Genomic DNA, 26,080 nt, shown 5'->3' with positions numbered 1-26,080 from the left:
TGAGTGATTATCAAGCGAAAACAACGGCCACCAAGATACGTCGGTTTTCCGAGATGCAAACTTTTTTAAATTCACCTTTTCAAATTGGTCATTTAAGCTTTCCCCATCGCTTAATTCAAGGTCCCCTGGCAGGTTATAGCTGTGCGCCTTTTCGGACATTATTTTATCCATTTCAGCCGCCGGCCTATGGCGTCTCGGAGATGATTTCGGCCCAGGATGCTTTATCTAAACAGGCATTAGAATCCCGTTATTTAATGCGTTCACCAGAAGAAAAGTACCTGGCTTATCAAATCGCCGGTTGTGATGCCAAGGTATTGGGAAATGCGGCCAAAAAACTGGCTACTCTGGGTGCTGATATGATTGATATTAATTGCGGCTGCCCGAAAGCTAAAATTCGTAAAAAAGGTGCCGGAAGCGCCTTGCTTGCCAAGCCTGATCAATTGGTAAAAATCATTAAGCGCATACGGGCGTCCATCTCTGTTCCTTTGACCCTGAAAATCCGTATTCAGGGCAATGAGCAGGATATCTATCTGGCCGAACAAATTGAGCAGGCGGGTGCTGATGCCTTGATTGTACATGGACGACGCTGGCAGGATGATTATGACATAGCCTGTGATTTCCAGCAGATATCGTTAATAAAACAGGCCATTGACATTCCAGTGATTGCCAATGGGGATATCGCAAATAGAGAAAGCCTGTATAAGGCTTGGTCAGAAAGTGGCTGCGATGCTTTTATGATTTCACGGGCTGCCTGTGGTCGTCCATGGTTGTTTGCAGAATTGCTTTCAGGCCAGGAGCCTAAAGTTTCACCTGAGATAAGAAAAAATCTTTTTATGCAGCATTTACAGGGTTTGGCTGCATTGGAAAGTCCTTATAAAGCGGTTTTACAGTCAAAATCCCTGGTTCGTTATTATTTTCGCCAATGGATGACGAAAGAACAGCTTTCCATGTTTTATCGCTTGACAAACTTGTCGGATATTGAGGATTTCCTCCATACAGAGAGCAAAGCACAGAACCAAAGTGCAGACATCAGTATATGAGGATTTGGGTCCACCTTTCCTCTTCAAGAGTCATGACCAGCCAATGCTTCTGCCGCCATCTACCGTTAAGGTTTGTCCGCTGACAAAATCATTGTCAATTAAAGCAAATACAGCTTGAGCAATATATTGTGGATGGCCGTGCCGCTTTAACGGTGTTTTGACAATGATGCGTTGTTTTTGTTCAGGGCTGAGCTCATTCTCATCTTCAGGCCAGCAAATAGCACCTGGCGCTACCGCATTGACACGAACACCTGGGGCGAATTCTTTCGCCAAAGCTTTGGTCTGCATGACCAATGCGGCTTTGCTTTGACAATAGACAGCATACGATTTCAAGGGTTTTTTGGCATGAATGTCCGTGATATTAACGATAACGCCTTTATTTTTTTTCAGATAAGGACGAGCGTTTAAACTAAGTAACAGCGGTGCTTTGACATTGATGGTAAAGGTTTTATCCCAGATGCTTTCATCAGGGCTGTCTAATGGCGTGCGAATAAAAATGGAAGCATTGTTCACCAGAACATCCAGCCGCCCTGTCTGATGCAGGCTGTTTTGAATCAACCTTGCTGGCGCGTTTTCTGCGTATAAATCTTCTTCAACCCAGAAAGCGCTGGTTGCTCTGTGCTGATTCAGCTCGTCAACCAAGGTTTTCGCAGTCTGGACAGAGCGGTGGCAATGAATAATGACCTTAAAACCCTTTTGGTGAAGATAGCGGGCAATTTCTGCACCAATACGTTTGGCCGAACCTGTGATTAAAGCGGTTTTTCCCTCTTGTGTGTTGGTCTGATTCAAGGTATGTTCCCCGTTTTGTCATGGTATAATCGGATTTATGTATTTAGTTGATATTCTGCGGGAGCGTCTGCCTGCGCCTTTTGTGGACTATATGCAGCAGGCGCTTTATGCTCCCGGACTTGGCTATTATAGCTCAGGGTCGGCAAAACTGGGAAAGGCTGGTGATTTTATAACGGCGCCTGAGTTAACGCCGTTGTTTGGGTACACGCTGGCTAATCAGTGCAGGCAAATTTTTACTCATCTTCATTCTCCTTGCCTCTTTGAGTTTGGTGCCGGCACAGGCCAGCTTTGTGTTGACCTCTTGAGTGGGCTGGAGAAACTTAACTCTTTGCCTGAGCGTTATTTTATTCTCGATGTCAGTGCTTCTTTGAGGCAGCGACAGCAGGCTTTGATTGAGGAAAAAATTCCAACTTTGGCAGGGAGAGTTGAATGGCTGACGGAGTGGCCAAAAACACCGTTCAATGGCGTGGCCATTGCCAATGAAGTTCTTGACGCCATGCCGGTACATCGTTTCATGCAGACGGCGGACGGTCTTTTGGAAAGTTTTATTCATTTGGATGAGAACGACCGTCTGGTTGAGCGTTTTCAGCCTTGTGCCGATGAGCGATTGACGGCTTACGTGAAAAAAGTATTACCTGTGTCTCGTTGTCCTTATCTTTCCGAGGTCAATCTTTTCATGGAAGGCTGGCTTAAAGAATGTTATTCCATGTTAAACCAAGGCGCATTGCTTATCATAGATTATGGTTTCCCAAGGCATGAATATTACCATCCGGACCGCAACCAGGGGACCATCATGTGTCATTATCATCACCGTGCGCACAGCGATTTTCTCGCCCATCCGGGTGAACAGGACATTACAGCCCATGTCGATTTTACCCATGTGGCAGAAGCGGCCTTTGATGCTGGTTTTCATGTGGCAGGATACACCAATCAGGCCTCTTTCTTACTGGCCAATGGTTTGCTAACCTTGATGTCTGAAGCAGACAGCGACAGAAAAAGGCTTGCGATGAGTCAAGCCGCCAAGCAGTTGCTGCAACCCAGCGAAATGGGTGAGTTATTTAAGGTGATTGCCTTAAGCAAACATCTGAAAACAGAATTGAGTGGTTTCCAGTTAAACGATAAGCGAGCGAGTTTATAAGCATGAAAAAATACCTGACCACGGTTGAATTGCAAAAGGAAAGCATGAAATTTTCTGCAGGACATACTACCATTTTTTCTGCAACAGAACGTGAACCTCTGCACGGTCATCAATATGGAGTTTACCTGGCCTTAACCACCTGGGTGGAGGAAAACGGCCTGACTTTTGATTATCGCTATTATAAGGAAAAAATTCATACCTTATGCAAGTACTTGAATCAAACCTTTCTCATGCCGCAATATTCTCCTTTTTTAAGCATCGAGGAGGATGAGGACTATTATTATTTTACCTTCAACCGTAAAAAAATGCCTTTTTTGAAAGAGGATGTCACTTTGTTGCCCCTGACCAATATCACGGTCGAAGAGTTGTCACGTTGGTTCGTTAATGAATTAATTAAGAATAAAGAGGAGCTTGAAAAGCATCGGATTGAACAAATCACTGTCAAAATCTTCTCAGCTCCCGGTCAGTCAGCTAGTCATCAATGGTCACGCAGCTGAAATCCGCCTATCAGGTATGTATTCCCCATACCCATCGTGATTTTTTTACTTATCTGGCCGAGGGCGTGTTGCAAGCCGGTTGCAGAGTATGGGTTCCCTTTCGCAAACAAATCCGTTTAGGACTGGTCATTGGTAAAGCTGAGGCCAGTCATTCTATGGATAAGCTAAAGGATATTGAAGCTGTTATTGATGCGCAGCCGTTGTTGTCAAAGACCATGCTGGATCTTTGTCATTGGGTCAGCGATTATTATCAGTCACCTTTATCCGAGGTGATTCCATTGGCATTGCCTAAGAAATATCGCGACGGGCAAAGTTGCTCCCTGCCTTATATCGATAAATTTCAATTAGCAATGCCAACTGAGACTGCCCACTCATTGATTCGGCCTCAAGCAGTCAGGCAGCATGCCCTGATTGACTTTTTAGAGCAATGCAAAAAACCTGTATCGCGAAAAATGATTCTACAATCGGGTTTCACGACACTGCAATTACATAAACTGGTCAAGAATAATATTCTGCGTATTTCAAGGGAAGTAAATTGGCCTGTGCCGGCTTCTGCGGCTGTTTCTCCGCCATTATCAATCAACCCAGAGCAGGCTGAAGCCGTAGAGAGCATTTTACATCATCGCCATGCGTATCGTTGTTTTTTATTACAAGGCGTCACAGGAAGTGGCAAGACAGAGGTTTATTTGCAAGTCATCACCAAAGTTTTGGCAGAGGGTAGGCAGGCTCTGGTCTTGGTTCCTGAAATCGGGCTGACTCCTCAGCTTTTGGCAAGATTCAGCTCACGTCTTCCTTATTCGATAGCGGTTATTCATTCCGGCCTTAATGAAACAGAAAGACAGCAGGCCTGGCAATTAGCCAGCAACCAAATGGTCAAACTGATCATTGGAACCCGAGCAGCGATTTTTACACCCATGCCTGAGTTGGGGTTGATCGTGATTGATGAAGAGCATGATGCTTCATTAAAGCAAATGGAGGGTGTTCGTTATTCAGCCAGAGATACCGCTTTAATGAGAGCGTATTCAGCCAATGTTCCTATTGTACTGGGTTCTGCCACCCCAAGCCTTGAAAGCTTGTATAATGCTGCGCGAGATAAATACCAGTTATTACCTCTTCAGCAAAAGGCTTTGACGAGCGAACCCTTGCATTATCGCCTTATTGATATTCGAAATCTGCCTTTGCAGCAGGGGCTGGCAGAGCCGACGCTGAAGGTGATGAAAGAACATTTGCAAAAAGGCAATCAAGTTCTGGTTTTTATCAATCGTCGCGGTTTTTCACCGGTATTACTCTGTCATCAATGTGGCTGGATGGCGGATTGCTCTTCTTGTGATGCCCATTTAACCTTTCATCGTCAAGTGAATGCTTTAATTTGTCATCATTGCGGGCGAACACAATCTTTACCCTCCGTTTGTTTGGGCTGTCACGGTCGTGAGTTGATGCCGGTTGGTGCAGGAACGCAACGCATTCATGAATTTCTAAGTCATGCTTTTCCAGAGGTGGCCATGCTTAGAATAGACCGTGACGAAGTGCGAAAAAAACATGTTTTTGCTGAGCATCTTGAGCAGATCCAGAAGGGTAAAGTGCAGTTATTGGTAGGTACTCAGATGTTGGCTAAAGGACATCATTTTCCAAAGTTAACTCTGGCCGTGATTCTTGATGCCGATGTGGGTTTCTATAATCAGGATTTCCGGGCGACGGAACGATTAGGTCAATTGCTGATTCAAGTGGCAGGTCGAGCTGGTCGAGCGGAGCACGCCGGTGAAGTGCTGATTCAAACCCATCTCCCGCAGCATCCGCTTTTAAATTGTCTTATCCAGGAAGGTTATGAAACCTTTGCCAGACGTTTGCTTGAGACCCGTGAAAAAGCACAACTGCCTCCTTATCATTATTTGGCCGTGGTACGGGCTCAGGGTAAAAAATCAGCTACCGTTTTAAATTTCCTTCATTCCGTCAAATGTGAAATTAATCATCCTGAACTCATGGTGATGGGACCTGCCCCTGCGCCTTTAGCACGTAAAGCCAATCAATATCGTATGCAGTTACTGATTAAATCACCTTCGCGTGCATTGCTTAAAACGGCTTTATCGCGATTGCGTCAGGGATTGGCTAAGCAAAAAATGCAAGGAATACGTTGGAATATTGATGTTGATCCTCAGGATTTATCATAGACAATTTACAAGCCAATCTTTTCTTGATAGAAAGTTCTGGTAGAGTTTTTTCCGTCTTAAGCTAACAATCACGACTTTTTCATGTTTGAGTTCGTTGACTCGCAGCGACTTTGCATACACTTGCCTAAAGCCATTAGAAATAGCTGCCAAAATCCGTCAACAAAGTGGTATAATCCCTCCATTTCGTCAGGAGGCGGGAATTGTGAAGCATCGTCCACGCAAACGGTTTGGCCAGAATTTTCTACAAAATGAAGAAGTGGTTGAAAACATTTTACAGGCTGTTCATCCCAGGCCCAAAGATAATATGCTGGAAATTGGACCAGGACTCGGTGCACTTACCCGTCCTTTATTAAAGCGCTTAAATCAACTTATCGCTATTGAAATCGATAGAGATTTACACGCCCAACTTGCAGCTTTGCCAGAAGGACAAAACAAGCTTACTCTGATTGCGGCTGATGCATTAGCGTTTGATTATCGTCAATTTGGAAATCATCTGCGTATTATCGGAAATTTGCCCTATAATATTTCCACACCATTGATTTTGCACTTGTTAAAATATCACACGAGCATTGATGACATGCATTTTATGTTACAAAAGGAAGTTGTTGACCGCCTTGCTGCGAAACCTGGTACAAAGGCCTACGGGCGTTTAACGGTTATGGTACAATACCATTGTCAGGTGGATTATTTATTTTCTGTGCCTTCAGAAGCTTTTCATCCGAAACCAAAGGTTGAGTCAGCTGTTGTGCGCCTGGTTCCCTTTAAAGAATCACCGTTTGAGGAGGTTGCTTTTGAACGGCTCGAAACATTGGCTGCCAAGGCTTTCGCTATGCGCCGTAAAACATTGGCTAATAATTTGAAAGGCGTAATTTCAGCTGAGGATTTATCCAAACTTGGCATTGATCCTGGGCATCGACCTGAACAAATTTCAATAAAGAATTATGTTCAGATAGCGAAATTTATTTACAATTAGTGTAAAATAAAATAAATTTTTTTACGGAGGTTGTCTTGTTTCGTCGTCAAGGAAAAAAAACCGTTGCTCAATCGACCAGGTCTATGAAAGACTTAATAAAAATCCTTCCTGTCCGGCAATTGCTGGCGGATGAAAAGCGGCAAAATCTGCTGGCTGAGATGAAATCGCTAAGCGGTCTGGAAGAGTCGCGTTATGAAAGTCTGTGCGTGGTTTTGATCAATAATTTAATCCAATATTGTCAGAGTCTGCCCGAGACAAGCCATCACTATTATTCTCAACCAGGTGGAATTATCGATCATGCTTTGAATCGAACCGAGGCGGCCTTGAGTCTGTTCAGCCAGTTTGTGGTATTGGATGAAAACGCCGAATTGTCAGAGCAGCAAAAACTTTGGCAATATGCCTTATATTCAGCGGCCCTTTTAAAAGGGATCGGCAAATTGTTTGTTGATTTTAGCATCAATTTATATGACAACCACGGATATTTGTTAAAATCCTGGAATCCTTTATTGGAAAATTTGACGACCTTTGGCAAGTATTATGATTATTCTTTTGAAAAGGAACCGGACATTGAGTTTCGCAGACGTTTGAATCTTTTGCTGGCTCGCGCAATTGTCCCTGCCAGCGGCTTTGCCTGGATTGCTTCGGATGTTGATGTTCTAACGGTCTGGCTGGCCTTGCTCAATGAAGATGAGCGTTCGGCAGGTACTTTAGGAGCTATTTTAATTCGCGCCGATGCCATTGCCATTCAACGTTATTTTAACCGATTGATGGTTAAAGGTTTTGGTGGACGAACAGGTCGTTATGGGCGTATAGGCGCCTTCAGTGACAGCACTCCCGCTTCTATCACGGAAAAAGAGCAACAGATAGGCATTGAATTCATTCAATGGTTAGCGCGCGCCCTTGAGAAAGGGCAAATCCAGCTGAATAAAACGCCCTTGTTTATGGTTCCGGGAGGCATGTTAATGTCTGCGGATGTATTTAAATGGTTTGTGCGCGAAAATCCTGAGTTTAAAAACTGGCAGGCTGTTCAAAACGGTTTTCTGTCTCTAGGTCTGCATGAAAAAGGGTTCGATGGCAAGCCAACGACAAGTTTTGAGCAAATCAATAATCAGCAAATTCATAGCGGCGTTGTTTTTGAAAAATACGGCGTGGTCCTCCCTGAAAAACTACAGGTTCATAACATGAACACAGGAAAGTCAGTCAACCGTTCGGCCATGGATGTGATACATTCTACCGAACTTGCCAATCATTTTGTTCGCGCACACTCCTCTTCGCCTCAGGCATCCGTCCAACATCTCTCATCTTCCGGGCAATGGAAAAAACCAGAAGTGACTCAGGCAGCCATTCATCCAGGGGTGAAACGAAGTGGTTGATTACGCCATAGGTGATATACAAGGCTGTTATGATGCCTTGCAGCGTTTACTTGAGCGTATCGATTTTAATGAAAAAAAAGATCAGCTATGGCTGGTAGGTGATTTAGTCAATCGTGGCCCGCAATCGCTTGAGGTCTTGCGTTTTATCAAAGGACTGCCATTACCGGCAAACATCACCCTGGGCAATCATGATTTACATTTATTAGGCGCTATGTTTGGTGGCCATCCCTGGCGGGGAAAAGATGATACGATTGGTCCTGTCCTTGCTGCCGACGATGCGGAAGACATCGGACATTGGCTGCGTCATCAAGCTTTGTTAATACATAGTGAAACATTCAATCTGGTGATGTCACATGCAGGAATTGCTCCATTATGGAATCTGACCAAGGCTAAAAAGCTGGCTCGCGAAATGGAAAACGTTTTACAAGGAGAAGGCTATATTGAATTTCTTAAACAAATGTATGGGAATGAACCTGATATTTGGTCGGATACTTTGACGGGCATGGATCGTTTGAGGGTAATTACCAATTACTTCACTCGCATGCGTTTTTGTGATGCCAATGGGCGATTGCTGTTTGGTTACAAGGGGACCATTGCCAAAGCTCCTTCTCATTTTTATCCTTGGTATGAAGTCCCTCATCGTTGTGAAATTGAAGAGGACATTGTGTTTGGGCATTGGGCCGCTTTGGAAGGTAAATGCCTACATCCAAAGCTTTACCCTATCGATACAGGTTGTCTCTGGGGAGGCGAGTTGACTGCACTTCGTCTGCATGACAGGAAGCGTTTTACAGTTCCTGGACTGGAGAGGAATTAGGTTTGTCTTTCTTCGTTTTGTTTGCAATAAAATCGTTTATTTTGCCAAAAAATTAATCTATCATTGGCGTGCTATGCATAATTTATTTTTTTACCTGTTGTTTTTCATCCTTGTCATTAGCTCTGGCCAGGCACAGGAGGCCAAGAATCGAATCATTCCAGCTCAGTCCATCCATGAAAAGGCACAGATTCAGCCTGCGCAGTCTCGTCTTCAGGCGGCCATCCATCAGCCGGAATACATGCTCAATCATTGGGTGCTTTTACCGACTGCACCTGATTCAAGAGACAGAAAAGTCTTGAAGTTGACTTTGCGCGAAGCCATTCTACTGGCCTTACGTTATAATCCAAACATTCAAAATGTGGAATTGGACCGCATTATTCAGCGTTATCAACTACGTCTTGCCCAAAATGAATTTGAACTGCAATATGCCTTGGTCGGTTCGGCAAATATTGAAAAAAGCCGTTATTCTGGTGTTGGCAATGCCACAACCCATTCCGCGTTGGCTACCCCAGAATTAGGATTAAGGACAAAACTGGGCACAGATGTTTCCTTAACCATGAACAACAATGTAGAAACATATGATTCTTATAGCCCCGTACTGAGTTTTTCTCTGACTCAGCCTTTGTTAAGAGGCTTTGGTAAATCCGTTAATGAAGTTGGCCTGTTAAACGCCATCGATAATGAAACTTTGAACAAACTCAATATGCGACAATCCATAAGTAATCAGGTGACTGAGGTGATTACGGCTTATCGTTCCCTGATTTTAAGCGGCAATAATCTGCAGAATCAAAAGCTCCAGCTTAAAGAAGCAAAACGTTCTTATGAAATTAATGAAAAAAAAATAGAAGCCGGACAACTTGAACCTACGGGAAACATTCAACAATCATACCAGATTGAATCATTAAGCCTGCTGGTAGAGCAGGCAGAAAATGAATTTAAGACAGCGGCGCAAAATTTATTACAGACAATAGGGCTTGATCCGCAGATGCATCTTTCCGTTCCAAGCGATGTTAGTGTGGACAAGATTGTGATTCCAGATTTAAAACAGTCAATAGAGCAAGCATTAAATCATAATACCGATTATCTCGCTTTGCACTTGGCTTATAAAGCGGACGAACGGGCTTATACTGTTGCAAAAAATCAGCAGTTGTGGCAGCTTGATTTCTCAGCCAATGTGCAAGCCGGCAATTTATCCGATGTTGGTGGTGACCGTGGCCTGCGCAGCATTTATAGCGGCAGGAACATTAATGAATCAGCGCGCTTGACGTTGAAAATTCCTATCAATGATCTTGACCGCCGAAGGGAGCTGATTAATGCCAAAGTGAAACTGGAAAAAGACCGGCTGAATCTTATTGCCGCTAAAAGAGCATTGATCACGAATGTCACCAATTTGATTAATTCAATTGAGAGTCAGGCGAAACGATATCAATTGGCACAAAAACAGGTCAAACTGGCCGAACAGTCCTATGCACTACAGAAGAAACGACAGGAAGCTGGTATCTCGACTGCACTGGATGTCAATAACACGCAGAACCAGCTAATTCAGGCACAGGCTGGGCTAATTTCAGCCAAAATAGCCTATTTAAATCAACTATCTGCTCTCCAGCGACTGTTGGGCACTACGCTGGATGAGTGGCAAATCAAACTCAGGTACGGTGAATGAACATTAAGTTGAAATTTTTAATCATGATGTCCATAAGCCTTTTTTTACTGGCGTGTGGCAATGAAAGCAAGCAAAAATCAGCGCATCATAAGGTTTATCAGGTAAAAAAAATGTCCATACAGAAAAAACTGCATTTTACCGGTAATATCCAGCCTTTAGCTGAAAGCTCGTTAAGCAGTCCTGTGGATGCCATTATTGAAAAAATCCATTACCAATATGGCCAGTGGGTAAAAAAAGGCGACATTCTGCTGACCCTAAATTCCAGCGCATTACAAAAGCAATACAATGATGCCTTAACCGAATACTTAAAGGCCAAAGACAATTACACCATTGCCCGTACTAAATTTACAGGAACTCAGGAGTTATGGGCTGTGGGTTTGTTATCGAAAAATAATTACCTGAGTGAAAAATCAAGTTTTGATAACGCCCGTGTGGTTTTGATGCAAACCACACGCTATCTCGCTGAAATGCTGGAAAAAATGGATGAAGAGAGTGTCCCTGACTTGGCCGATTTGTCAGAACTGTCCTACTCAGAATTTGATAAGGTGAGGAAAGCCTTAACGGCGCGTCATAATATTGTTCATATCAAGGCTCCAAATGATGGTATTTTGCTTTATCCACCCAAATCTAATGACGACAAAGCTGCCCGACTTGCAGTAGGCAACGTCGTCAAGGCGGATCAACTGATAGGTTTGATTGGTGATTTGAACGGGATTCGGGTTGAAATTGATATTCCTGAAATTGATATTGATAAAGTATATACAGGCATGGAGGCCACGGTTCGCGGCATTGCTTTTGGAAAAGAGGAATTTAAGGGTAAACTTGTTTCCGTGAATGCGCAAGCCTCAACGAACAGCATTGGGGGATTGCCTTCCTTTACTGCCATTGTGGAAATAAAAAAGTTAACCCCACAACAACAGGCTTATATAAAAGTTGGTATGAGCGCTTCTATAGAATTAGCTACAGAAAGCAAGGAGCAACTGCTTATTCCCATCAATGCCATCCAACAAGAGAAGGGGCAGTCTGTGGTCAGGATTAAAGAAAAAAACGGTCAATGGTCAACAAAAATCGTGACCACAGGGGCAGCGGAAGCGGACAAAGTCATTATAACCTCAGGTCTTAAGGAAGGCGATTGGGTGCTTTATGGCTGAAAATCCACTGATATCCTTAACTCAGATTGATAAAAGCTATTCTCTTGAGGGGACCGCTCATCGCATTTTGAAAGCAATTTCACTTAAGGTGTATGAGGGGGATATGCTGGCCATTGTAGGCGCCTCTGGTTCAGGCAAGTCCACTTTAATGAATATTATCGGACTTCTTGATACCGCCGACAGCGGTGAATACTGGTTAAAAAACCGAGATGTAGCTAAGCTTAGCGCTGATGAAGCGGCAGGATTGCGCAATCAAAGCATTGGATTTGTTTTTCAGCAATTTAATTTATTGCCCAGATTCACTGCCCATCAGAACATTGCCTTGCCGTTAACCTATCGTAACATGTCAGCGGCAGAACGAGAGCAAAAAGTGGATGATGCGCTCAAGCGCGTAGGCATGTCTGCTTATGCCAGACATCGACCACCACAGTTATCAGGCGGTCAGCAGCAGCGCATTGCTATTGCCCGAGCTTTAGTGGCTGAACCGAGTGTTATTCTTGCCGATGAGCCAACCGGGGCTCTGGACTCAAAAACCAGTACTGATATCATGAATTTATTTCTCAGCCTGCACAATGAGGGACGCACACTCATCATAGTGACTCATGATGAACAGGTTGCTCAGCAATGCCAGCGCAGAATTCTTCTTGCCGATGGAGAAGTGAAAACGGCATTGCAAAAAGCCGACTGAAAACACAAATCAGAGCATTTATTAACATTTTACAGAGGCGAAATCACTAGAAAAATGAAATATTGGACTTATTATCAGCAAGCCCTGGTTAATCTTACCGCTGCAAAATTACGCTCCTTTCTGGCCGTCCTGGGTATATTGGTGGGTACGGCAGCGGTGGTTGCTTTAATCAGTTGTGGCCAGTTAGCCACGGAAAAGGCTTTGGAACAATTCAAAGCACTGGGTACGGATCTGATGGCCATTACCGTTTATGCAAAATCATCGGATAAGTCACACAGCAGTCTTGATCATCTTAGCCTTCAACAGTGGCGTCAGTTGCCAGAGCATATGCCGCTGATTGAGAAAATTGCTCCTTATGCTCTTGCCTATCAGCCAGTCAGTTTTTCTGGAAAACCATTGCAAGCGGCCGTTATCGGCGCAGATGAGGCTTTGGCAGACATCATCGACATTCAATTGGCAGAAGGGTATTTCGTCTCCTTTGTGGAATCATTTGAGCATTTTTGTGTCATAGGGGATGGACTTGCCCGTCAATTAAAAGAAGCCAGTCAAGATAATCCGGTGGGTCGTCAGCTTCGCATTGGCTCCAATTTATATACCATTATTGGCATTGCCAAGCCCTGGAAAGAAAATGGATTTTTTAATGAAGACATTAACCAAGCCGTGATTATCCCCATTGGCGGAATGCCTTTAGTGCAGAAAGACAGTAAAATCAATAATGCCATTATCTTATTAAAGCCTGAGAGCCAAATTGATGAGGTGATAGAACAGATTAAGCAAATTATCACGTTTCAGGCTCCCAAATTAAATGTTTTTCCTCGTAGCGCCAAACAGATCATTGCCAGCATGGAAAATCAAGGACGGATTTTTACTTTATTGTTGGCGGTGATCGGAGGCATTTCATTATTGGTGGGGGGGATTGGAGTGATGAACGTCATGCTGGTTTCTGTCAGTGAGCGCAAAAAAGAAATCGGCATTCGCAAGGCTGTGGGGGCACGTAATCGGGAAATTCAGGACTTATTTCTCGTTGAATCGGTCATGCTCGGTTTATTGGGTGGAGTTCTCGGCGTTGTTTTAGGTTTGACAGCGACGTTGGTGATTGCTGTTTTCAGCCACTGGACGTTTCATTTCTACATTATGCCTTCCCTAGCTGGATTTGCTGTTTCAGTAACCACCGGCATTTTCTTTGGTTATTATCCGGCAAAATGGGCAGCAAAACTGGAGCCCATTGCTTCTCTTCGAGGAGAATAATGCAAAAGATATTACACAACACAGGATAAAAAAGACGAAGAAGCTGCATGACATGAGTTAGGGCCTGTCGACAATTAGATTTTTACTTTGAAAATACTGATTGCCGACAGACCCTAGTAAACATGCTCGTCATCATTGAGCTAGTACATACCGTCTTTTTCAGAGACAAAATTTTGCTCAAACAAAGAAAAGGCACGTACTCTCTGCTTATTTAGCCACGTACCGACAGCTTTCAGGTCGTCCATTTGCATCACAAATGGCCATATCATTTTCCAGGCAGAAGGAATGATTTCTCACTGGACAAGGTGGTTCTGATTCACTCTGGAAAATGGTAGCCAAACAACTGCCTTGATTTTTATATATCATGCCGGGATCGCAGTCAGGCACTTGTTCCAGGGGACTGCAAGTGAGTTTATTAAAATCCAGGCAGTATGGGGTTTGCGTATGTTCATCATCATAAGGAATGCAGGCACAGTAATGATAGATGTCCTTATAGCATCCATCTTCATCGGGGCCGCAGACGAAATAACGTTCACTGGCATAGTTAATATTGACAAAAAACAATAAGCAGATACCTGCGGATATTGAAAATTGTCGCAAAGTAAGTTTGAAAATGGAGAATTTACTGAATAGCTTATTGATGAATAAGTTAACGTTCATAATATTCCTTTATTGTTGTTGGACTTTTTGCGAAATGGCAGGCTGTTGGATTGTAATAGCTCAACCCTAGATTGATGGCAATATAAACGGACAGATTTTAGTTCAAGACCTAATGCGGCCGTTTCTCAAGCAGGCTGAGTGCTTACGTCAGATTACCCTTTTCGCACAAGGGAGTATAACCATATCGTTACCCATAAGTAATGCTATATTAATTTTTCCTTACTTTTGAGATAATGCTGCCTTTTTAAAGGCAGTATTATCCATGGATTGGATCGACCATGAGTATGGTTCCGTGAATATCGGCGATCAACGTTTAAATAAACGAGCAAAAGAGTTATTAAAAAGGTTTAGTGATAAACCAACATCAAGTATACCTGAAAGTTGTAAAGGTTGGTCGGAAACCAAAGCAGCCTATCGATTTTTTGAGAATAATACGGTTACCGCAAAAAAAATTATAAAACCTCATCGCATAGCCACCCTTAAGCGAATTAAAGAACATCCGATTATCTTATTGCTTCAAGACACAACAACGCTTAACTATAGCGGTCAAAAAGAACGTGAAGATATTGGCCCTATTCAACAAGATAACGTGCGGGGTCTTTTTCTTCATCCCACTCTTGCGGTAACGCCCAACCGCGAATGTTTAGGAGTAGTTGACTATGAACAGTGGTCACGGGAAAAATTTACGCATCGAAGCTCAGAAGAACGAAGAGCTGAACGTGATTCAAAAGCAATAAAAGACAAGGAAAGTTACCGGTGGGTCAGAGGTTATAAAAAAGCCACAAAACTTGCTAAGGCAATGCCCGATACTCAATTTGTTTATATTGCTGATAGAGAAGGTGATATTTATGATATCTATCATGAAGCGAATACAGCTTTCGCTAAAGGAACTGCCGATTGGGTGATTAGAGCAACATTCGATCGTTCTATTTTGGATGAGAATCAACCTAAAAAACGCAATAAATTAAAAACAAGCGTAAAAGCCTCTTCCAGTATTGGAAAAATAACATTTACTACGTCCTCATTTGGAAATAGAAAAAAACGAGAAGTAGCACAAGATATTTATGCAAAAGAAGTGACTTTGCTCCCTCCTCGGGATAAAGCAAAAGAAGGTTTTACCCCCGTTAAAATAACAACAATCATTGCCACAGAGACAAACCCACCGCCTGGAGAGAAAGCAATCGAGTGGACACTTTTAACCAGTGTACCTATATCCAACTTGGAAGCAGCGTTACAAGTAATTCAATGGTACTTATGTCGCTGGCAGATCGAAATTTTTTTCAAGGTATTGAAAAGCGGATGCGCTATTGAAAAATTGCAGTTAAGCAACAAGCAACGATTTGACCCTTGCCTCGCTCTGTATCTTATTGTTGCTTGGCGTATTTTGTTCATGACCATGGTTGGTCGTGCTTCCCCATCATTAAGCAGTGAATGTCTATTTGAGCCCATAGAATGGCAAACCGCCTATGTTATGATCTATGAAAAACCCCCTCCAAATGAACCCCCAACCCTGAAAGATACTCTGAGAATGATTGCCCAATTAGGAGGTTTTCTCGGACGAAAGCATGACGGTGAGCCCGGTCCTATTGTGATGTGGAAAGGTTTACGAACCCTTTATGAATATATTAAAGCGCGTGAAGTATTTACACGCGCTTTTGGACATACTTATGGGTAATGATATGAGTATAACAGGTTAGAAACTTATGGAAAACCTATTATTTTCAATGGATTGGCCTTAGGTTCTGTGAACAAAATTTTCGCTCTGCAAAACATTTTTATTCACAGAACCTAAGCTAACGCTCTCAACGGTTAAAAGGCTGAAATAATTTTTTATTGTAATTGATATTCCACTGTCGTTACCACACGTACCTTTTTCATAATCGCATTACCCGAATCATACGTGGAATTCGCGTCACTAATGGTAAACAGTCCTTGTAATGCTTTTCGTATGTAACCCAGTTTTGCCTTAGCGTGATGGGCAAAACTTTGGGCAGCCGTATGTGCACTCGCTGTCGCTTCATCAAGCATAGCTGGTTTAATATCATTCAAACCATTAAAACGATATATGGCATTAGAGGACGTCACGACGACCCCTTGTGCCACTAAATCTCCTGTTTTCTCTTCAGTGGTCTGGATCATATCAACACGCTTTGTACTGACTGTAATTCCAGCATCGGCGGTGTAACGGGGTAAATTTTGATTCTGGGAATTATAACTGTTACTTTGATTATCGTTAACGGATATCGGATTGTTACTGATTTCGTTTTCTTTAAATCCTTGTTTCAATAAAAATTGTTTTACCTTGGCCTGAGCATCTTCTATAGCCTGATAAAGAGCAGGAAGCTCGTTATTGACCAGTTTAAAATTAATTGTCCAAAGGGCTTGATCAGCTTTAACCACTCGTTCAGCCAAACCTTTCACGCTGACATATCTTAACTCTTTACGCGATTCAACAAGTCCGCTAGAGATAAAAAATCCACTGACAGCAAAACCTAAAGCAAGAAGAAGTGAAGCAACTATCATTTTTCCAGACATCATTTTTATCCTTGGTTCAATATTAAAAATGAAAACCAGCTATTGTATTCTTTGTATAAAAACTTTGCAAACTTTCTTCAACATACCCACGTGTGGATATATGGACAAAATGAGAATGGTAAAATCCAAATGAGCAAAGTATGATTTTGCCCTGTGGTTGAAAGGAATGCCGAGAGGGGCCTAGTTGACTAGCGCTATCTTTGTATAAGACCGTTCAACTATTCTAGACTCACGACCCCAAACGTATTGTTTAAAAAAACTAGAATCACTCTGCAACGATTTTCCAGAGCTTTCAGAAGAAACCAATTTAGGCTCATGACTTAGTTGAAATCTAACTTTAACTCTATTAATCAAGCTTTTTAAGTAAGGATCGCTATTGGCTTCCATTTTGAAATATTTCATACGTGCATTGAAGTAGGATTGTATCTCCTTATCCTTAATATCAAACAGAGCCGCTAAAATATTTTTATGATAAAGCATCATCATGACTTCTATTTCAAAAATATAAGCATTGGCTTCAGTATTTGCAAGACCAGCATAAACGTTAAACGCATGTCCAGCTTCATGAATTATAGCCCCGATAATTTGAATGTCTCTGTTGCTTGCATTAAAAAAATCTTCCTTAATCGCGATGGTCACATTAGGAATCCAGGAATCATAAAATTTATTTAATTTCCTATACGTAACTTTGTTTACGAAAATTGCAGGATTTCCATGTACGCCTAAAAATAAGGAACTGGAAACGAGATCAATTTTCAATCTGGGAATAAAAGCATTTGTTTTATTACCCAAGCCAATCATCGCTTTGATTCGGCACATTAACAGTAGCCGTTCAATTTTTTGCAACTTCATAAGCCTCGCCCCCTATTTTTGTGAATGCAAACAGAAGCACAGCTTCATTACTTTATGATCAATAGTACTCAATAATTATCATTAAGTTTATTTGTCAGTCAATTATTTTTTTGAATATTTATCTTTAAAAAAAGAAAAAAGTATTATTGAGGTATTAGATTTGCCAGAGATTTATTTGAATAATTACACGAAATTTTTAATGTTAAATTAACTCAAAATTACATGATCTTGCCCTCTTGGAGTAAGCTCATACCCTTTTAATCAATAAATATTTTCATAAAGGGATTAAAACTGAACATTTTTGCGCAGACGCGTTGTTACATTATAAGGCATAATGTAATCAAAGTAGGATTTACCTTGATGATTGTCTGCTAATTTTGATTAGCCTTAATCTATATTTCTTAATTTCCAGCGTTTATGCATCCAGTGCCATTGTTCGGGATGGGCAAGAACCAATTTTTCCAGGGCTTTGTTGTAAGCCAAGGTGTTCTGATAGATGGCTTCCTGGCGACTTGGATGATCCTGCCAGTGAATAGGCTCATGAAATTCAAGGACATGTTTTCCATCAGCTAATCTGTAGCTTGCGGCAGGAACCACCGGAACACCTGTATAGCAGGACAAGCTGGCAAGGCTGCGATAAGTACCTGCTTTTTTGCCAAAAAATTCAACGGCTATACCATCGCGATTTCCCAGAATTGCATGCTGATCCATGACAAAAACAACAGCATGGTTTTTGTCCAAGGCATCACAAACCTGATTCAGTGAGTTTTTCATAGGAATCACGTTTAAACCGGCTTTGTAATAACGGCTAAATAGAATTTGTTCAAGTTTTTTAAAGCCTATGCTCTTACGAATAAAATGAAATTGGCCTTTAAATTGATGAAAATTAAGAATACCCCCTATGGGGGCAAATTCCCAGTTGCCAAAATGACCGGTCAGAATTAATACGCCTTTTTTTTGAGTAACAATATCCAATAAATATTGATGACCTTTGACTTCGACCGATTGCTTAAGCTGTTCCTGACTCATAAAGCGAAGCTGAATGGCTTCTTTAACGGATTTAGCTAAATGGGAATAATAGGCTTTTATCAGGTGCTGCTTACTTTTGGAGCAAATCTGATGACCATAGACTTGATCAATATTAGAGCCGATGGTTTTACGTCGATAAGGCAACAGGCGATAAATCAATTTCCCAGCAAAGCTGACAGGCAGGTTCTTTATCTGTTGATTGATGTTATTCACAGGCTTTTATCACCAGACAAGCGTTCATACTTCCGAAACCCCGATTAATAATCAGCGCGTGGGAGCGGTTCAGGGATTGATGAGAGGTCGAGATGGCCAGATCTTTGCTGCTGTTCGCCGGCTGTTTAAAATTGGCGATGCCGGGTATGCATTGTTGTTTTAGAGCATAGGTCGCCAAAACGGTGTCCAGCAGACCTGAAGCACATAAGGTGTGTCCTGTAGACCATTTAAACGCCGTCACTGGCGTTTCTGATGGGAAAACAGCTTGAACAGCGCTGGCTTCCGTATCATCGGATTTAGGATTGCCGTTGCCGTGAGTGACGAGCATCCCTATCTCCTTTGCGTCGAGTTGACATTGCATCAGTGTTTGCCTCATCAAATCAGCCAAGGGTTTTCCCTCTTTTTCAACAGCAAAAAGACCGGCAGTTTCTGTAGCTGATAAACCTCCAATGATTTCGCCATGACAAGTCGCATTACGTGCGGTTGCGCTTTTTTCACTTTCAAGAATCAAGGCCGCGGCTCCATCAGCGAGTACGGTTCCGTCGTGTGCATGCTCAAAAGGCTTCAAATCAGTGGTGCTTAAGACACCGAGCTTCTCATAGTAAAATAAAGCCTGTGGCTCAACACCCATGTCATAGGCTACCACAACAGCACGCTCAACCTGCCCCGTTTGTATGGCATGAAACGCTTCCAATACGGCCTGAGCGCCGCCTATGGCATGATTAGTGATGTTATGGTTCGGCCCTTTAAAACCATAGGTGATGCCGGTATAAGCCAGAACATTGTTGGGAAGAATGCGCAAAAGCCACATGGGATGCACTTCTGTAAACAATTCCTGAGCGAAGACTTTCATATCATCATTGCTTTTGCTGAGCAATGGAAGAAAATCGTATTGCTGATAATATTTGTTGCCAGGAGAGCCTACGTAAATGGCCGTTTGCTCATTGAAGGATTCAGCGTCATCCAGAGCATCTCGGTAGGATATCAACCCGCTATGATGGATGGCTTGTACTGCTGCATTAATACCCATGACATCCTGGAGCGAGATAACCTTGAACAATTTACGGTCAGGCAGCATTTTTGCCGGTTTAAACTCTTTTAATTCACCGCCAATATGCACTGGCCAATCGGATAAATCCCACTGTTGAATGTTTCGAATGCCGGATTGACCGGCCAAAACTGCATTCCAGCTGTCATCTGCCGTGGTGCCAGTCGCTGTGAGAGCGCCAAGACCAGTTATAAAAACACGGTTGTTTAGACTCATTGGCTCGCTCCTTTAAAGTCTGGATGTTTAAACAGCAAGCAACTATTCGAACCACCAAATCCAAAAGAGTTGGAGAGCACGACACCTAAAGATTTTTCTCGAGGACCTTCCGTTACATAATCCAGATTACAATCCGGGTCAGGTGTAGTGAGATTGGCGGTCATAGGAATATATGAGTGGGTAATGGCTTTAACTGAAATGACAGCCTCCAGTGCGCCTGCTGCAGCAATAAGATGACCAGTTTGGCTTTTGCTTGAACTGACAGGAATTTGGTAGGCACGTTTGCCAAAAACAGCTTTGATGGCGTTGGTTTCGCTCAAATCATTCATTTTGGTCGAGGTGCCATGTGCATTAATATAATCGACATCATCAGAGCTGACTACGGCTTCAGCAAGCGCTCTCTCAATGGCCTGAATTGCACCGTCTCCGTTAGGATGGGAGTCTGTAATGCGATAAGAACTTAATGAATTGCCTTCTCCGGCTAATTCAGCGTAAATTCGTGCGCCTCTTGCTTTGGCTTTCTCCCATTCTTCAAGGATCAGAAAGGCGGCGCCTTCACCGAGGACAAAACCATTACGTGTAGCATCAAACGGGCGGCTTGCCGAAGCAGGTGTCTCATTATAAGTCGATAATGCACCTAAAAGACAAAAACTGGATAAGCCCAAGGGGTTTATCATGGAATCAAAACCGCCGGCAAGCATAAAATCCGCATCGCCGCGACGAATGACCTGCAAAGCAAGTCCCAATGCCTGCCCGCCCGAAGCGCAGGCAGTATGAACAGATGTAGCATAACCGCTGATACCAAATTGTTGAATCAGCAAGGATAAGCCCGAGTTAGCCACCGTTTTGCCAAAATCGGTGAGTTTATAAAACGATTTAGTCTGTTGATGCAGTTGTTTCCAGTTGATTTCACCATCTGAGGCGCAGGTTTGATGAAAGCGACGTAAATACTCAAATTCTGCTGTCATCATCCCGCTGCCAGTGATAACCCCCCAGCGCGAGGCGTTTTCTTCTGTAGGTAAAATGCCTGCATCATCAAAAGCCTGTTCCGCGGCATTTAAGGCATATTGTGTAAAAGGCAGAGCAAAGCGATGCTGTTTTTGATGTGTACTAGGAGAGAAATTTTTCACTTCAGCAGCAATTTGAGTGGGAAAGCTGCTGGCATCAAACTGGCGTATTTTTGCAATACCTGATTGTTTTGCCAATAGATTCTGCCAGGTGGATTCCACATCATTACCTAACGGTGAAACCACACCCAGTCCGGTAATTGCGACACGTCTTTGTTTCATATCAGCCCCTCTGGGTAAATACAGCCTCTGCAACGCAGACCCGGTGTCCACTGACGGTACTGCGAAAGTTCAGAATGAGTTCTTCTTCGCCTTGCTGCTTAATTTTAGCTTCACAAAGCAGTACATCTCCCGGATAAACAAATTCATTCATTTTGACTCTTCTTAGTTCTTTGAACTGATACCGGTTTGCATAGTGAGATTGTTGAATAAAATCTTTTGCCAGATTCAATTTGCATTCCAGTAAAACGGTCATAGGCAGGACCGGTTTTCTCGGGAAATGATCATCAAAATAGCCGGCCATCCGACTGATGCGCTTTTCAGCAGTGACACTGTGGTCTGGCATGAGACTCAGTATGCGATCAAACTTCAGGGAGGTTGTTAGATGGTAATGAGCCTGAGGATTCTTTGTGTTATTCATTTCAGATGGGTTATGGCTTATTGTCTCCCAGTCTCCAGGACGGTTGATTTCTGAAAATTGCCGGCGAACGAGTTCCTGATCAATAAAATCATCCATAGGTAATAGAGGCCCTAAGGCACCTTCAATGGTAAAAACGGCTTCCTGGCCTACACGGGCGAGACTATGATATTGCACCGCCTGAGCGTCAAGGCAATCAATATAAGATTCGAGCAAAAGGGTTTCGCCCACATAAGCCGGTCGATGCAGGCGTGCGCTGGCTACGACTCCTGCTACGGGTCTTGCCTGAAACTGGTTGTGAAACATCACGTTCCATGCAGCCAGTTGTCCCAGGGTTTCACCAATCAATGATGGAACAAAATAAAAGCGACCGTGCTCATCTAAAGAGAGAAATGCATCATCCTGAGTGATATGCTTGATGCCTTTAATGCTTTCCCCAGGTTGTAACTGGACAATTCGATCAACGAATAAAAACCGCATCAGTTCAAAGATTCACTTGTTTTTTGTTCATTTACTGCAGAAACAACGAGCTTGCAAAACGTCTTAACAGTAAACAATGTGGGGATTTCATTGACTTTCATGTCTTTTTTGAAATGCTCTTCAGGAACTTCGTCTAAATAGTTTTTAAGAGCCTTCATTCCTTTTTCTGTGATGAATCCGCTTTTTTCAAACTCATCTTCAGATAAATCACCACGAGCATTTTTTTCCAGTTGTCCCCGCGGGATTTTGATGTTAAATTCTTTCTCCAACTGAAATACCAAATCAAGAAAATCAATCGATTCGGCATTTAAATCGGCGATCAAACGATTGTCTGGGGATATGTCATCTTCATCGATGACCAATACATCAGCGATAATCTCCCTTACTTTAGGATAAACGCTATCTACATTCATTTTTAAATCCTCTGAGCTCACCAGGTTCATAAAGCCGCCAATTGTAGCATAAAATTTTAAAAGACAGCTATATGTAATTTAATTAAAGCGCCATTGCCGTCGACATAGGGTTTGAGCTTCACACGTTGCTGCTCAAGGTTATCCCATTTTGCTGTAGCCGGCATCCACAAACAAGGTATGCGCATTGATCATTTCTGCTTCCGGCAGGCAAAGCAGATAAACAGCATTAGCGACATCGTCGGCTAATAATGGACGCGAAGATAAAGAATGCGATTGATATTCATCCAGTAATTGTTCTCGATTTGGAAAATGTTTGAGCGCGTCGGTATCAACGACACCTGCTGAGACGGTGTTAACGGTAATGCCTGCTTCAGCTAATTCCAGACTTAATGAGCGCACCAAGGCTTCAAGGGCAGCCTTTGAAGCACCGATGAAGGCATAATTGGGAATCGCTCTGTGCGCTCCCAGGCTGGACAGGGCAATAACCCGCCCACCCCTGGGCATTAGCTCGCGTGCTCCAGATACCAGATGATTGAGAGCAAGAGCATTGGTTTCCAGGCACCAGCGCCAGTGTTTGGTCGACATTTTTAAGGCCGGCTTTAATACACCACTGGCTGCATTGCTGATTAAAAAATCGAGGCGGTTAAAATGATTGCGAAACTGCGTTAGCATGTCTTTTACGGATTGATGATCCGCTACATTGGCCTGTAAGGCAATGGCTTTTCGCCCCATGTCCTGAATGGTTTTGACCAATGTCTCTGCCTCATCAGAGCTGTTGAAATACACGATGGCCACATGGCAGCCTGCTTTTGCCAATTTAAGTGCGGTTGCTTTACCAATCCCCCGAGCACCACCGGTGATCAAAGCGACTTTATCTGTAAATATCGAAGTCATTGCAGGCCCCTTAGATGAAAAATGGAAGAAGTTACCTTTAATTGCTGAAACTGTCAATTTAACCTGCATTTCGCAATAGAGGATATTTTTGAAAGTCAAAAGAGGAAGGCCAGACTAAATGGCATTTGCGCTTTTTATATCGAACTCATTTGATTTAATCAAGAAGAAAGTGGCTCAAATTTTAACCTGATTTGCTCCACGATGAGCAATCCCCATAAGACATAAAAAGCAGACCAGGCATGGCTGGGAATGAGGGTGTAGATAAAAGCATTATAGAGCATCAAAAAACAAGCCACCATTAAAAGCAGCCTGAGCGTATGGGCATGGAATTTTTTTAACAGGTAGCGATAAAAAGCAATCAACAAAATACCAAAAAACAATCCGCCTGAAACTTCATACAGGTTATGGTAGCCATAATGAATTAAACCGGCTCCGATACCCGTCAATAAAATGGCAGTAATAACACGAAAGGGCCAGAAAGAATAAGAAAGAATGAGCCATAAATAAAATACCGTAGCAAATTGCATATGACCGCTGGGAAAAGCATAACCAGAGCCAATTTCCACAGGTAAAGGGACTTTAAATGTTCCCTTTAAGGCCACATTGACAATGATATCAAAAGCGCCCAGGCTTGCGGCTTGAAAAAAAAGCTTCCGATTGATAAATAAAAAACCAGTCAGGGAGATAAAACAAATGGCTGTCAATTGACTGAAGGTTAGGAAAAAATCAGCGAGATAATCGGCAAACATTTAAAATGTCGGTAAATGACTATCTGGATATTTTTATCCAAATTTAAAAAGATGTAAATCCAGAGCGGCACAGAAACGACCTAAATCCTAATTGAAGTCAAGGCTGGGTGGTTTCTTTCATTCGTAATCATGACAATTAATTGGGAGGATGACTTGTTTCACGGTCGCTAACTTTGTAACATTTGTAACCCATGTTTTTTGCCTATCAAGTGCTGATGAAGTTTTCCTGGTCAAACAGTGTTTTTCCTATCGCCGTTGTTTTCTCTTTTCGAATGCTCGGTTTGTTTATGTTGATTCCGGTGTTTACTCTGTATGCTCCGCAACTGACAGGAGCCACCCCGGCCTTGATTGGTTTCGCGCTTGGTGGTTATGGCTTAAGCCAGGGTATTTTACAGCTTCCTTTTGGTATGCTCTCTGATCGCTTTGGCCGAATGCCTATCATTACTCTCGGTTTGTGCCTGTTTGCTCTGGGTAGTCTCATCGGTGCAATCACCCATTCTATATATGGGATGATTTTGGCACGAATCTTACAGGGTACAGGTGCAATAGGAAGCGTTCTCATTGCGTTGCTCGCAGATTTAACTCCAGATGAACAACGTACAAAATCCATGGCCGTGATTGGCATGACGATTGGTCTTTCTTTCAGTTTGGCGATGATCATCAGCCCACCCATCAGCCGTCATTTTGGTTTGCAGGGAATTTTTTATCTTTCTTTTATCATGGCTTTGCTTGGGTTGGTTTTATTGCATCTGATGATAAGAAAGCCTCCTCAAGAACGCTTTCACGCTGACGCTGAGGCCAAAATCTCTTTGTTAAAAATTGTGATTAAAAATCGACATTTATTGCGGCTTGATTTTGGAATTTTTTGCCAGCATTTTGTTTTAACCGCTACTTTTTTTGAAATACCGTTGCTATTACAGCAGCAGTTAAAGCAAGGCAATCTGGCTCAGCAATGGCAGTTTTATTTACCCTTAATGGTGTTTTCTTTTCTCATGATGATACCTTTTATTGCTGTTGCCGAAAGAAAGCGAAAAATGAAACCCTTGTTTCTGTTGGCTGTTATCCTAACAGCTTTTACCCAATGTTTTCTGAGTTTTGCTCACGGAAGCTGGTGGTTTTTGTGTTTGCTGATGTTTCTTTATTTTACGGCCTTTAATTTTTTGGAGGCCAGTCTGCCTTCCCTGGTATCCAGACAAGCTGATCCCGCCTCGAAAGGTACCGCCATGGGAGTTTATTCCAGTTGTCAGTTTCTTGGTATTTTCTGCGGTGGCGCTGCAGCCGGTTTGTTTTATCCATGGGCTGGCAGTTCAGGGATTTTTCTGATGAATGCCAGTCTTGCTTTACTTTGGGGTATGGTTGCTGTCTTTATGAAGCCAAATGTTTATTTGAGTACGGTGATCGTTCATTTTGACCCTTTTGTCTGGGATAAAACCGAGCTTATGAACAAATTAAAGCCTCTTTCTGGTGTGAATCATCTGCTCGTTTCTGAAGAAGAACAGGTGATTTATATACAGATCTGCCGGGAACGTTACCTGACAGGCAGCGTTGAGCAGGTATTGGCTGAAAAAGAAAAAAGGCGAGCCGCACTGTCCACTGTTTAGTTTCAATGAACCCATCCTTGGGATAAGCCACATTTTTCATCTGGGTGCTGAGCACTTACGGTGAAATTGGTCTATGTTTAACTCATGTCACGCAGCTTTGTCTTTTTTGCATTTATTCTAAAAAATACTGTGCTGGGGTCACAT

At 42.7% G+C, this 26,080-nt stretch carries 24 protein-coding genes; 13 read left to right on the top strand and 11 right to left on the bottom strand.

Annotated features, from left to right (window positions below):
- The first annotated feature begins 53 nt into the window (after positions 1–53).
- Positions 54–1,040, top strand: coding sequence for a tRNA dihydrouridine synthase (locus tag E4T55_RS06265; protein WP_058500538.1), 987 nt, complete (start codon positions 54–56; stop codon positions 1,038–1,040).
- A gap of 30 nt (positions 1,041–1,070) precedes the next feature.
- Here E4T55_RS06265 and E4T55_RS06260 read toward each other — a convergent pair whose 3' ends face one another.
- The gene (locus E4T55_RS06260) at positions 1,071–1,829 is read right to left on the bottom strand and encodes a pteridine reductase (protein WP_058500501.1); all 759 of its coding nucleotides are present in this window, start codon (positions 1,827–1,829) and stop codon (positions 1,071–1,073) included.
- A 37-nt stretch (positions 1,830–1,866) separates the two neighbouring features.
- On the opposite strand from E4T55_RS06260, the gene E4T55_RS06255 reads away from it, so the two are divergent.
- From E4T55_RS06255 to E4T55_RS06210, 10 genes are all read left to right on the top strand, one after another.
- The gene (locus tag E4T55_RS06255; RefSeq protein WP_058500500.1) at positions 1,867–2,967 is read left to right on the top strand and encodes a class I SAM-dependent methyltransferase; all 1,101 of its coding nucleotides are present in this window, start codon (positions 1,867–1,869) and stop codon (positions 2,965–2,967) included.
- 2 nt (positions 2,968–2,969) lie between these two features.
- Positions 2,970–3,464, top strand: a complete 495-nt coding sequence (locus tag E4T55_RS06250) for a 6-pyruvoyl trahydropterin synthase family protein (protein ID WP_115325377.1) — start codon at positions 2,970–2,972, stop codon at positions 3,462–3,464.
- Complete coding sequence (locus tag E4T55_RS06245; RefSeq protein ID WP_058500498.1) at positions 3,449–5,632, top strand: primosomal protein N'; 2,184 nt, start codon at positions 3,449–3,451, stop codon at positions 5,630–5,632. Before E4T55_RS06250 ends, E4T55_RS06245 begins: the two co-directional genes overlap by 16 nt.
- Before the next feature lie 202 nt (positions 5,633–5,834).
- Positions 5,835–6,605, top strand: a complete 771-nt coding sequence (gene rsmA, locus E4T55_RS06240) for a 16S rRNA (adenine(1518)-N(6)/adenine(1519)-N(6))-dimethyltransferase RsmA (RefSeq protein WP_058500497.1) — start codon at positions 5,835–5,837, stop codon at positions 6,603–6,605.
- A 35-nt stretch (positions 6,606–6,640) separates the two neighbouring features.
- On the top strand, positions 6,641–7,978 hold the full coding sequence (locus E4T55_RS06235) for a TraI domain-containing protein (protein ID WP_172461013.1): 1,338 nt from the start codon (positions 6,641–6,643) through the stop codon (positions 7,976–7,978).
- Positions 7,971–8,792 (top strand): symmetrical bis(5'-nucleosyl)-tetraphosphatase, encoded by an 822-nt coding sequence (locus tag E4T55_RS06230; protein ID WP_058500496.1) that lies wholly within the window; start codon positions 7,971–7,973, stop codon positions 8,790–8,792. Before E4T55_RS06235 ends, E4T55_RS06230 begins: the two co-directional genes overlap by 8 nt.
- A 73-nt stretch (positions 8,793–8,865) precedes the next feature.
- Entirely contained in the window at positions 8,866–10,455 is a 1,590-nt protein-coding gene (locus E4T55_RS06225) for a TolC family protein (protein ID WP_082636456.1), read from the top strand.
- Positions 10,452–11,606, top strand: a complete 1,155-nt coding sequence (locus E4T55_RS06220) for an efflux RND transporter periplasmic adaptor subunit (RefSeq protein ID WP_058500495.1) — start codon at positions 10,452–10,454, stop codon at positions 11,604–11,606. Before E4T55_RS06225 ends, E4T55_RS06220 begins: the two co-directional genes overlap by 4 nt.
- Positions 11,599–12,294 carry an ABC transporter ATP-binding protein gene (locus E4T55_RS06215; protein WP_115325376.1) on the top strand — a complete coding sequence of 232 codons (696 nt, stop codon included), beginning with the start codon at positions 11,599–11,601 and terminating at the stop codon, positions 12,292–12,294. The genes E4T55_RS06220 and E4T55_RS06215 overlap by 8 nt, the downstream gene beginning before the upstream one ends.
- A 54-nt stretch (positions 12,295–12,348) precedes the next feature.
- Positions 12,349–13,542, top strand: a complete 1,194-nt coding sequence (locus E4T55_RS06210; protein ID WP_058500494.1) for an ABC transporter permease — start codon at positions 12,349–12,351, stop codon at positions 13,540–13,542.
- 207 nt (positions 13,543–13,749) lie between these two features.
- On the opposite strand, the gene E4T55_RS06205 is transcribed toward E4T55_RS06210, so the two are convergent.
- Positions 13,750–14,202, bottom strand: a complete 453-nt coding sequence (locus E4T55_RS06205; RefSeq protein WP_223168267.1) for a hypothetical protein — start codon at positions 14,200–14,202, stop codon at positions 13,750–13,752.
- A gap of 262 nt (positions 14,203–14,464) precedes the next feature.
- On the opposite strand from E4T55_RS06205, the gene E4T55_RS06200 reads away from it, so the two are divergent.
- Complete coding sequence (locus E4T55_RS06200) at positions 14,465–15,877, top strand: IS4 family transposase (RefSeq protein ID WP_058500493.1); 1,413 nt, start codon at positions 14,465–14,467, stop codon at positions 15,875–15,877.
- 155 nt (positions 15,878–16,032) lie between these two features.
- Here the strand turns inward: E4T55_RS06200 and E4T55_RS06195 are convergent, their stop codons facing one another.
- From E4T55_RS06195 to E4T55_RS06155, 9 genes are all read right to left on the bottom strand, one after another.
- On the bottom strand, positions 16,033–16,740 hold the full coding sequence (locus E4T55_RS06195; protein ID WP_082636474.1) for an SIMPL domain-containing protein: 708 nt from the start codon (positions 16,738–16,740) through the stop codon (positions 16,033–16,035).
- Between the two features lie 177 nt (positions 16,741–16,917).
- Complete coding sequence (locus E4T55_RS06190; RefSeq protein ID WP_058500975.1) at positions 16,918–17,589, bottom strand: hypothetical protein; 672 nt, start codon at positions 17,587–17,589, stop codon at positions 16,918–16,920.
- A 387-nt stretch (positions 17,590–17,976) separates the two neighbouring features.
- Positions 17,977–18,831, bottom strand: coding sequence for a lysophospholipid acyltransferase family protein (locus E4T55_RS06185; RefSeq protein WP_058500976.1), 855 nt, complete (start codon positions 18,829–18,831; stop codon positions 17,977–17,979).
- Positions 18,824–20,095, bottom strand: coding sequence for a beta-ketoacyl-[acyl-carrier-protein] synthase family protein (locus E4T55_RS06180; RefSeq protein WP_058500977.1), 1,272 nt, complete (start codon positions 20,093–20,095; stop codon positions 18,824–18,826). The genes E4T55_RS06185 and E4T55_RS06180 overlap by 8 nt, the downstream gene beginning before the upstream one ends.
- Positions 20,092–21,384: a beta-ketoacyl-[acyl-carrier-protein] synthase family protein gene (locus E4T55_RS06175; protein WP_058500978.1), complete on the bottom strand. Its 1,293-nt coding sequence runs from the start codon at positions 21,382–21,384 to the stop codon at positions 20,092–20,094. The genes E4T55_RS06180 and E4T55_RS06175 overlap by 4 nt, the downstream gene beginning before the upstream one ends.
- 1 nt (position 21,385) lies before the next feature.
- Positions 21,386–22,279, bottom strand: coding sequence for an ApeI family dehydratase (locus E4T55_RS06170; protein ID WP_058500979.1), 894 nt, complete (start codon positions 22,277–22,279; stop codon positions 21,386–21,388).
- Positions 22,279–22,692, bottom strand: a complete 414-nt coding sequence (locus E4T55_RS06165) for an acyl carrier protein (protein ID WP_058500999.1) — start codon at positions 22,690–22,692, stop codon at positions 22,279–22,281. Before E4T55_RS06165 ends, E4T55_RS06170 begins: the two co-directional genes overlap by 1 nt.
- A gap of 138 nt (positions 22,693–22,830) precedes the next feature.
- Positions 22,831–23,586: an enoyl-[acyl-carrier-protein] reductase FabL gene (gene fabL, locus E4T55_RS06160; RefSeq protein WP_058500980.1), complete on the bottom strand. Its 756-nt coding sequence runs from the start codon at positions 23,584–23,586 to the stop codon at positions 22,831–22,833.
- 158 nt (positions 23,587–23,744) lie between these two features.
- Positions 23,745–24,335, bottom strand: coding sequence for a phosphatase PAP2 family protein (locus tag E4T55_RS06155; RefSeq protein WP_058500981.1), 591 nt, complete (start codon positions 24,333–24,335; stop codon positions 23,745–23,747).
- Positions 24,336–24,550: 215 nt separating this feature from the next.
- On the opposite strand from E4T55_RS06155, the gene E4T55_RS06150 reads away from it, so the two are divergent.
- Positions 24,551–25,936, top strand: a complete 1,386-nt coding sequence (locus E4T55_RS06150; RefSeq protein ID WP_058501000.1) for an MFS transporter — start codon at positions 24,551–24,553, stop codon at positions 25,934–25,936.
- The last annotated feature ends 144 nt before the right edge of the window (positions 25,937–26,080 follow it).

It is taken from the genome of Legionella israelensis (genome assembly GCF_004571175.1).
Taxonomy (GTDB): Bacteria; Pseudomonadota; Gammaproteobacteria; order Legionellales; family Legionellaceae; genus Legionella_D; species Legionella_D israelensis.
The sequence above is the reverse complement of the archived record's forward strand: the minus strand, read 5'-3'. Positions and strand labels throughout refer to the sequence as shown.

Excerpts from the sequence above, each read along its gene's own strand:
- E4T55_RS06265 (WP_058500538.1), top strand. The coding sequence starts at position 54 with ATGCAAACTTTTTTAAATTCACCTTTTCAAATTGGTCATTTAAGCTTT.
- E4T55_RS06255 (WP_058500500.1), top strand. The coding sequence starts at position 1,867 with ATGTATTTAGTTGATATTCTGCGGGAGCGTCTGCCTGCGCCTTTTGTG.
- E4T55_RS06250 (WP_115325377.1), top strand. The coding sequence starts at position 2,970 with ATGAAAAAATACCTGACCACGGTTGAATTGCAAAAGGAAAGCATGAAA.
- E4T55_RS06245 (WP_058500498.1), top strand. The coding sequence starts at position 3,449 with ATGGTCACGCAGCTGAAATCCGCCTATCAGGTATGTATTCCCCATACC.
- E4T55_RS06225 (WP_082636456.1), top strand. The coding sequence starts at position 8,866 with ATGCATAATTTATTTTTTTACCTGTTGTTTTTCATCCTTGTCATTAGC.
- E4T55_RS06220 (WP_058500495.1), top strand. The coding sequence starts at position 10,452 with ATGAACATTAAGTTGAAATTTTTAATCATGATGTCCATAAGCCTTTTT.
- E4T55_RS06215 (WP_115325376.1), top strand. The coding sequence starts at position 11,599 with ATGGCTGAAAATCCACTGATATCCTTAACTCAGATTGATAAAAGCTAT.
- E4T55_RS06210 (WP_058500494.1), top strand. The coding sequence starts at position 12,349 with ATGAAATATTGGACTTATTATCAGCAAGCCCTGGTTAATCTTACCGCT.
- E4T55_RS06205 (WP_223168267.1), bottom strand. The coding sequence starts at position 14,202 with ATGAACGTTAACTTATTCATCAATAAGCTATTCAGTAAATTCTCCATT.
- E4T55_RS06200 (WP_058500493.1), top strand. The coding sequence starts at position 14,465 with ATGGATTGGATCGACCATGAGTATGGTTCCGTGAATATCGGCGATCAA.
- E4T55_RS06195 (WP_082636474.1), bottom strand. The coding sequence starts at position 16,740 with ATGATGTCTGGAAAAATGATAGTTGCTTCACTTCTTCTTGCTTTAGGT.
- E4T55_RS06190 (WP_058500975.1), bottom strand. The coding sequence starts at position 17,589 with ATGAAGTTGCAAAAAATTGAACGGCTACTGTTAATGTGCCGAATCAAA.
- E4T55_RS06180 (WP_058500977.1), bottom strand. The coding sequence starts at position 20,095 with ATGAGTCTAAACAACCGTGTTTTTATAACTGGTCTTGGCGCTCTCACA.
- E4T55_RS06175 (WP_058500978.1), bottom strand. The coding sequence starts at position 21,384 with ATGAAACAAAGACGTGTCGCAATTACCGGACTGGGTGTGGTTTCACCG.
- E4T55_RS06170 (WP_058500979.1), bottom strand. The coding sequence starts at position 22,279 with ATGCGGTTTTTATTCGTTGATCGAATTGTCCAGTTACAACCTGGGGAA.
- E4T55_RS06165 (WP_058500999.1), bottom strand. The coding sequence starts at position 22,692 with ATGAATGTAGATAGCGTTTATCCTAAAGTAAGGGAGATTATCGCTGAT.
- fabL (WP_058500980.1), bottom strand. The coding sequence starts at position 23,586 with ATGACTTCGATATTTACAGATAAAGTCGCTTTGATCACCGGTGGTGCT.
- E4T55_RS06155 (WP_058500981.1), bottom strand. The coding sequence starts at position 24,335 with ATGTTTGCCGATTATCTCGCTGATTTTTTCCTAACCTTCAGTCAATTG.
- E4T55_RS06150 (WP_058501000.1), top strand. The coding sequence starts at position 24,551 with ATGAAGTTTTCCTGGTCAAACAGTGTTTTTCCTATCGCCGTTGTTTTC.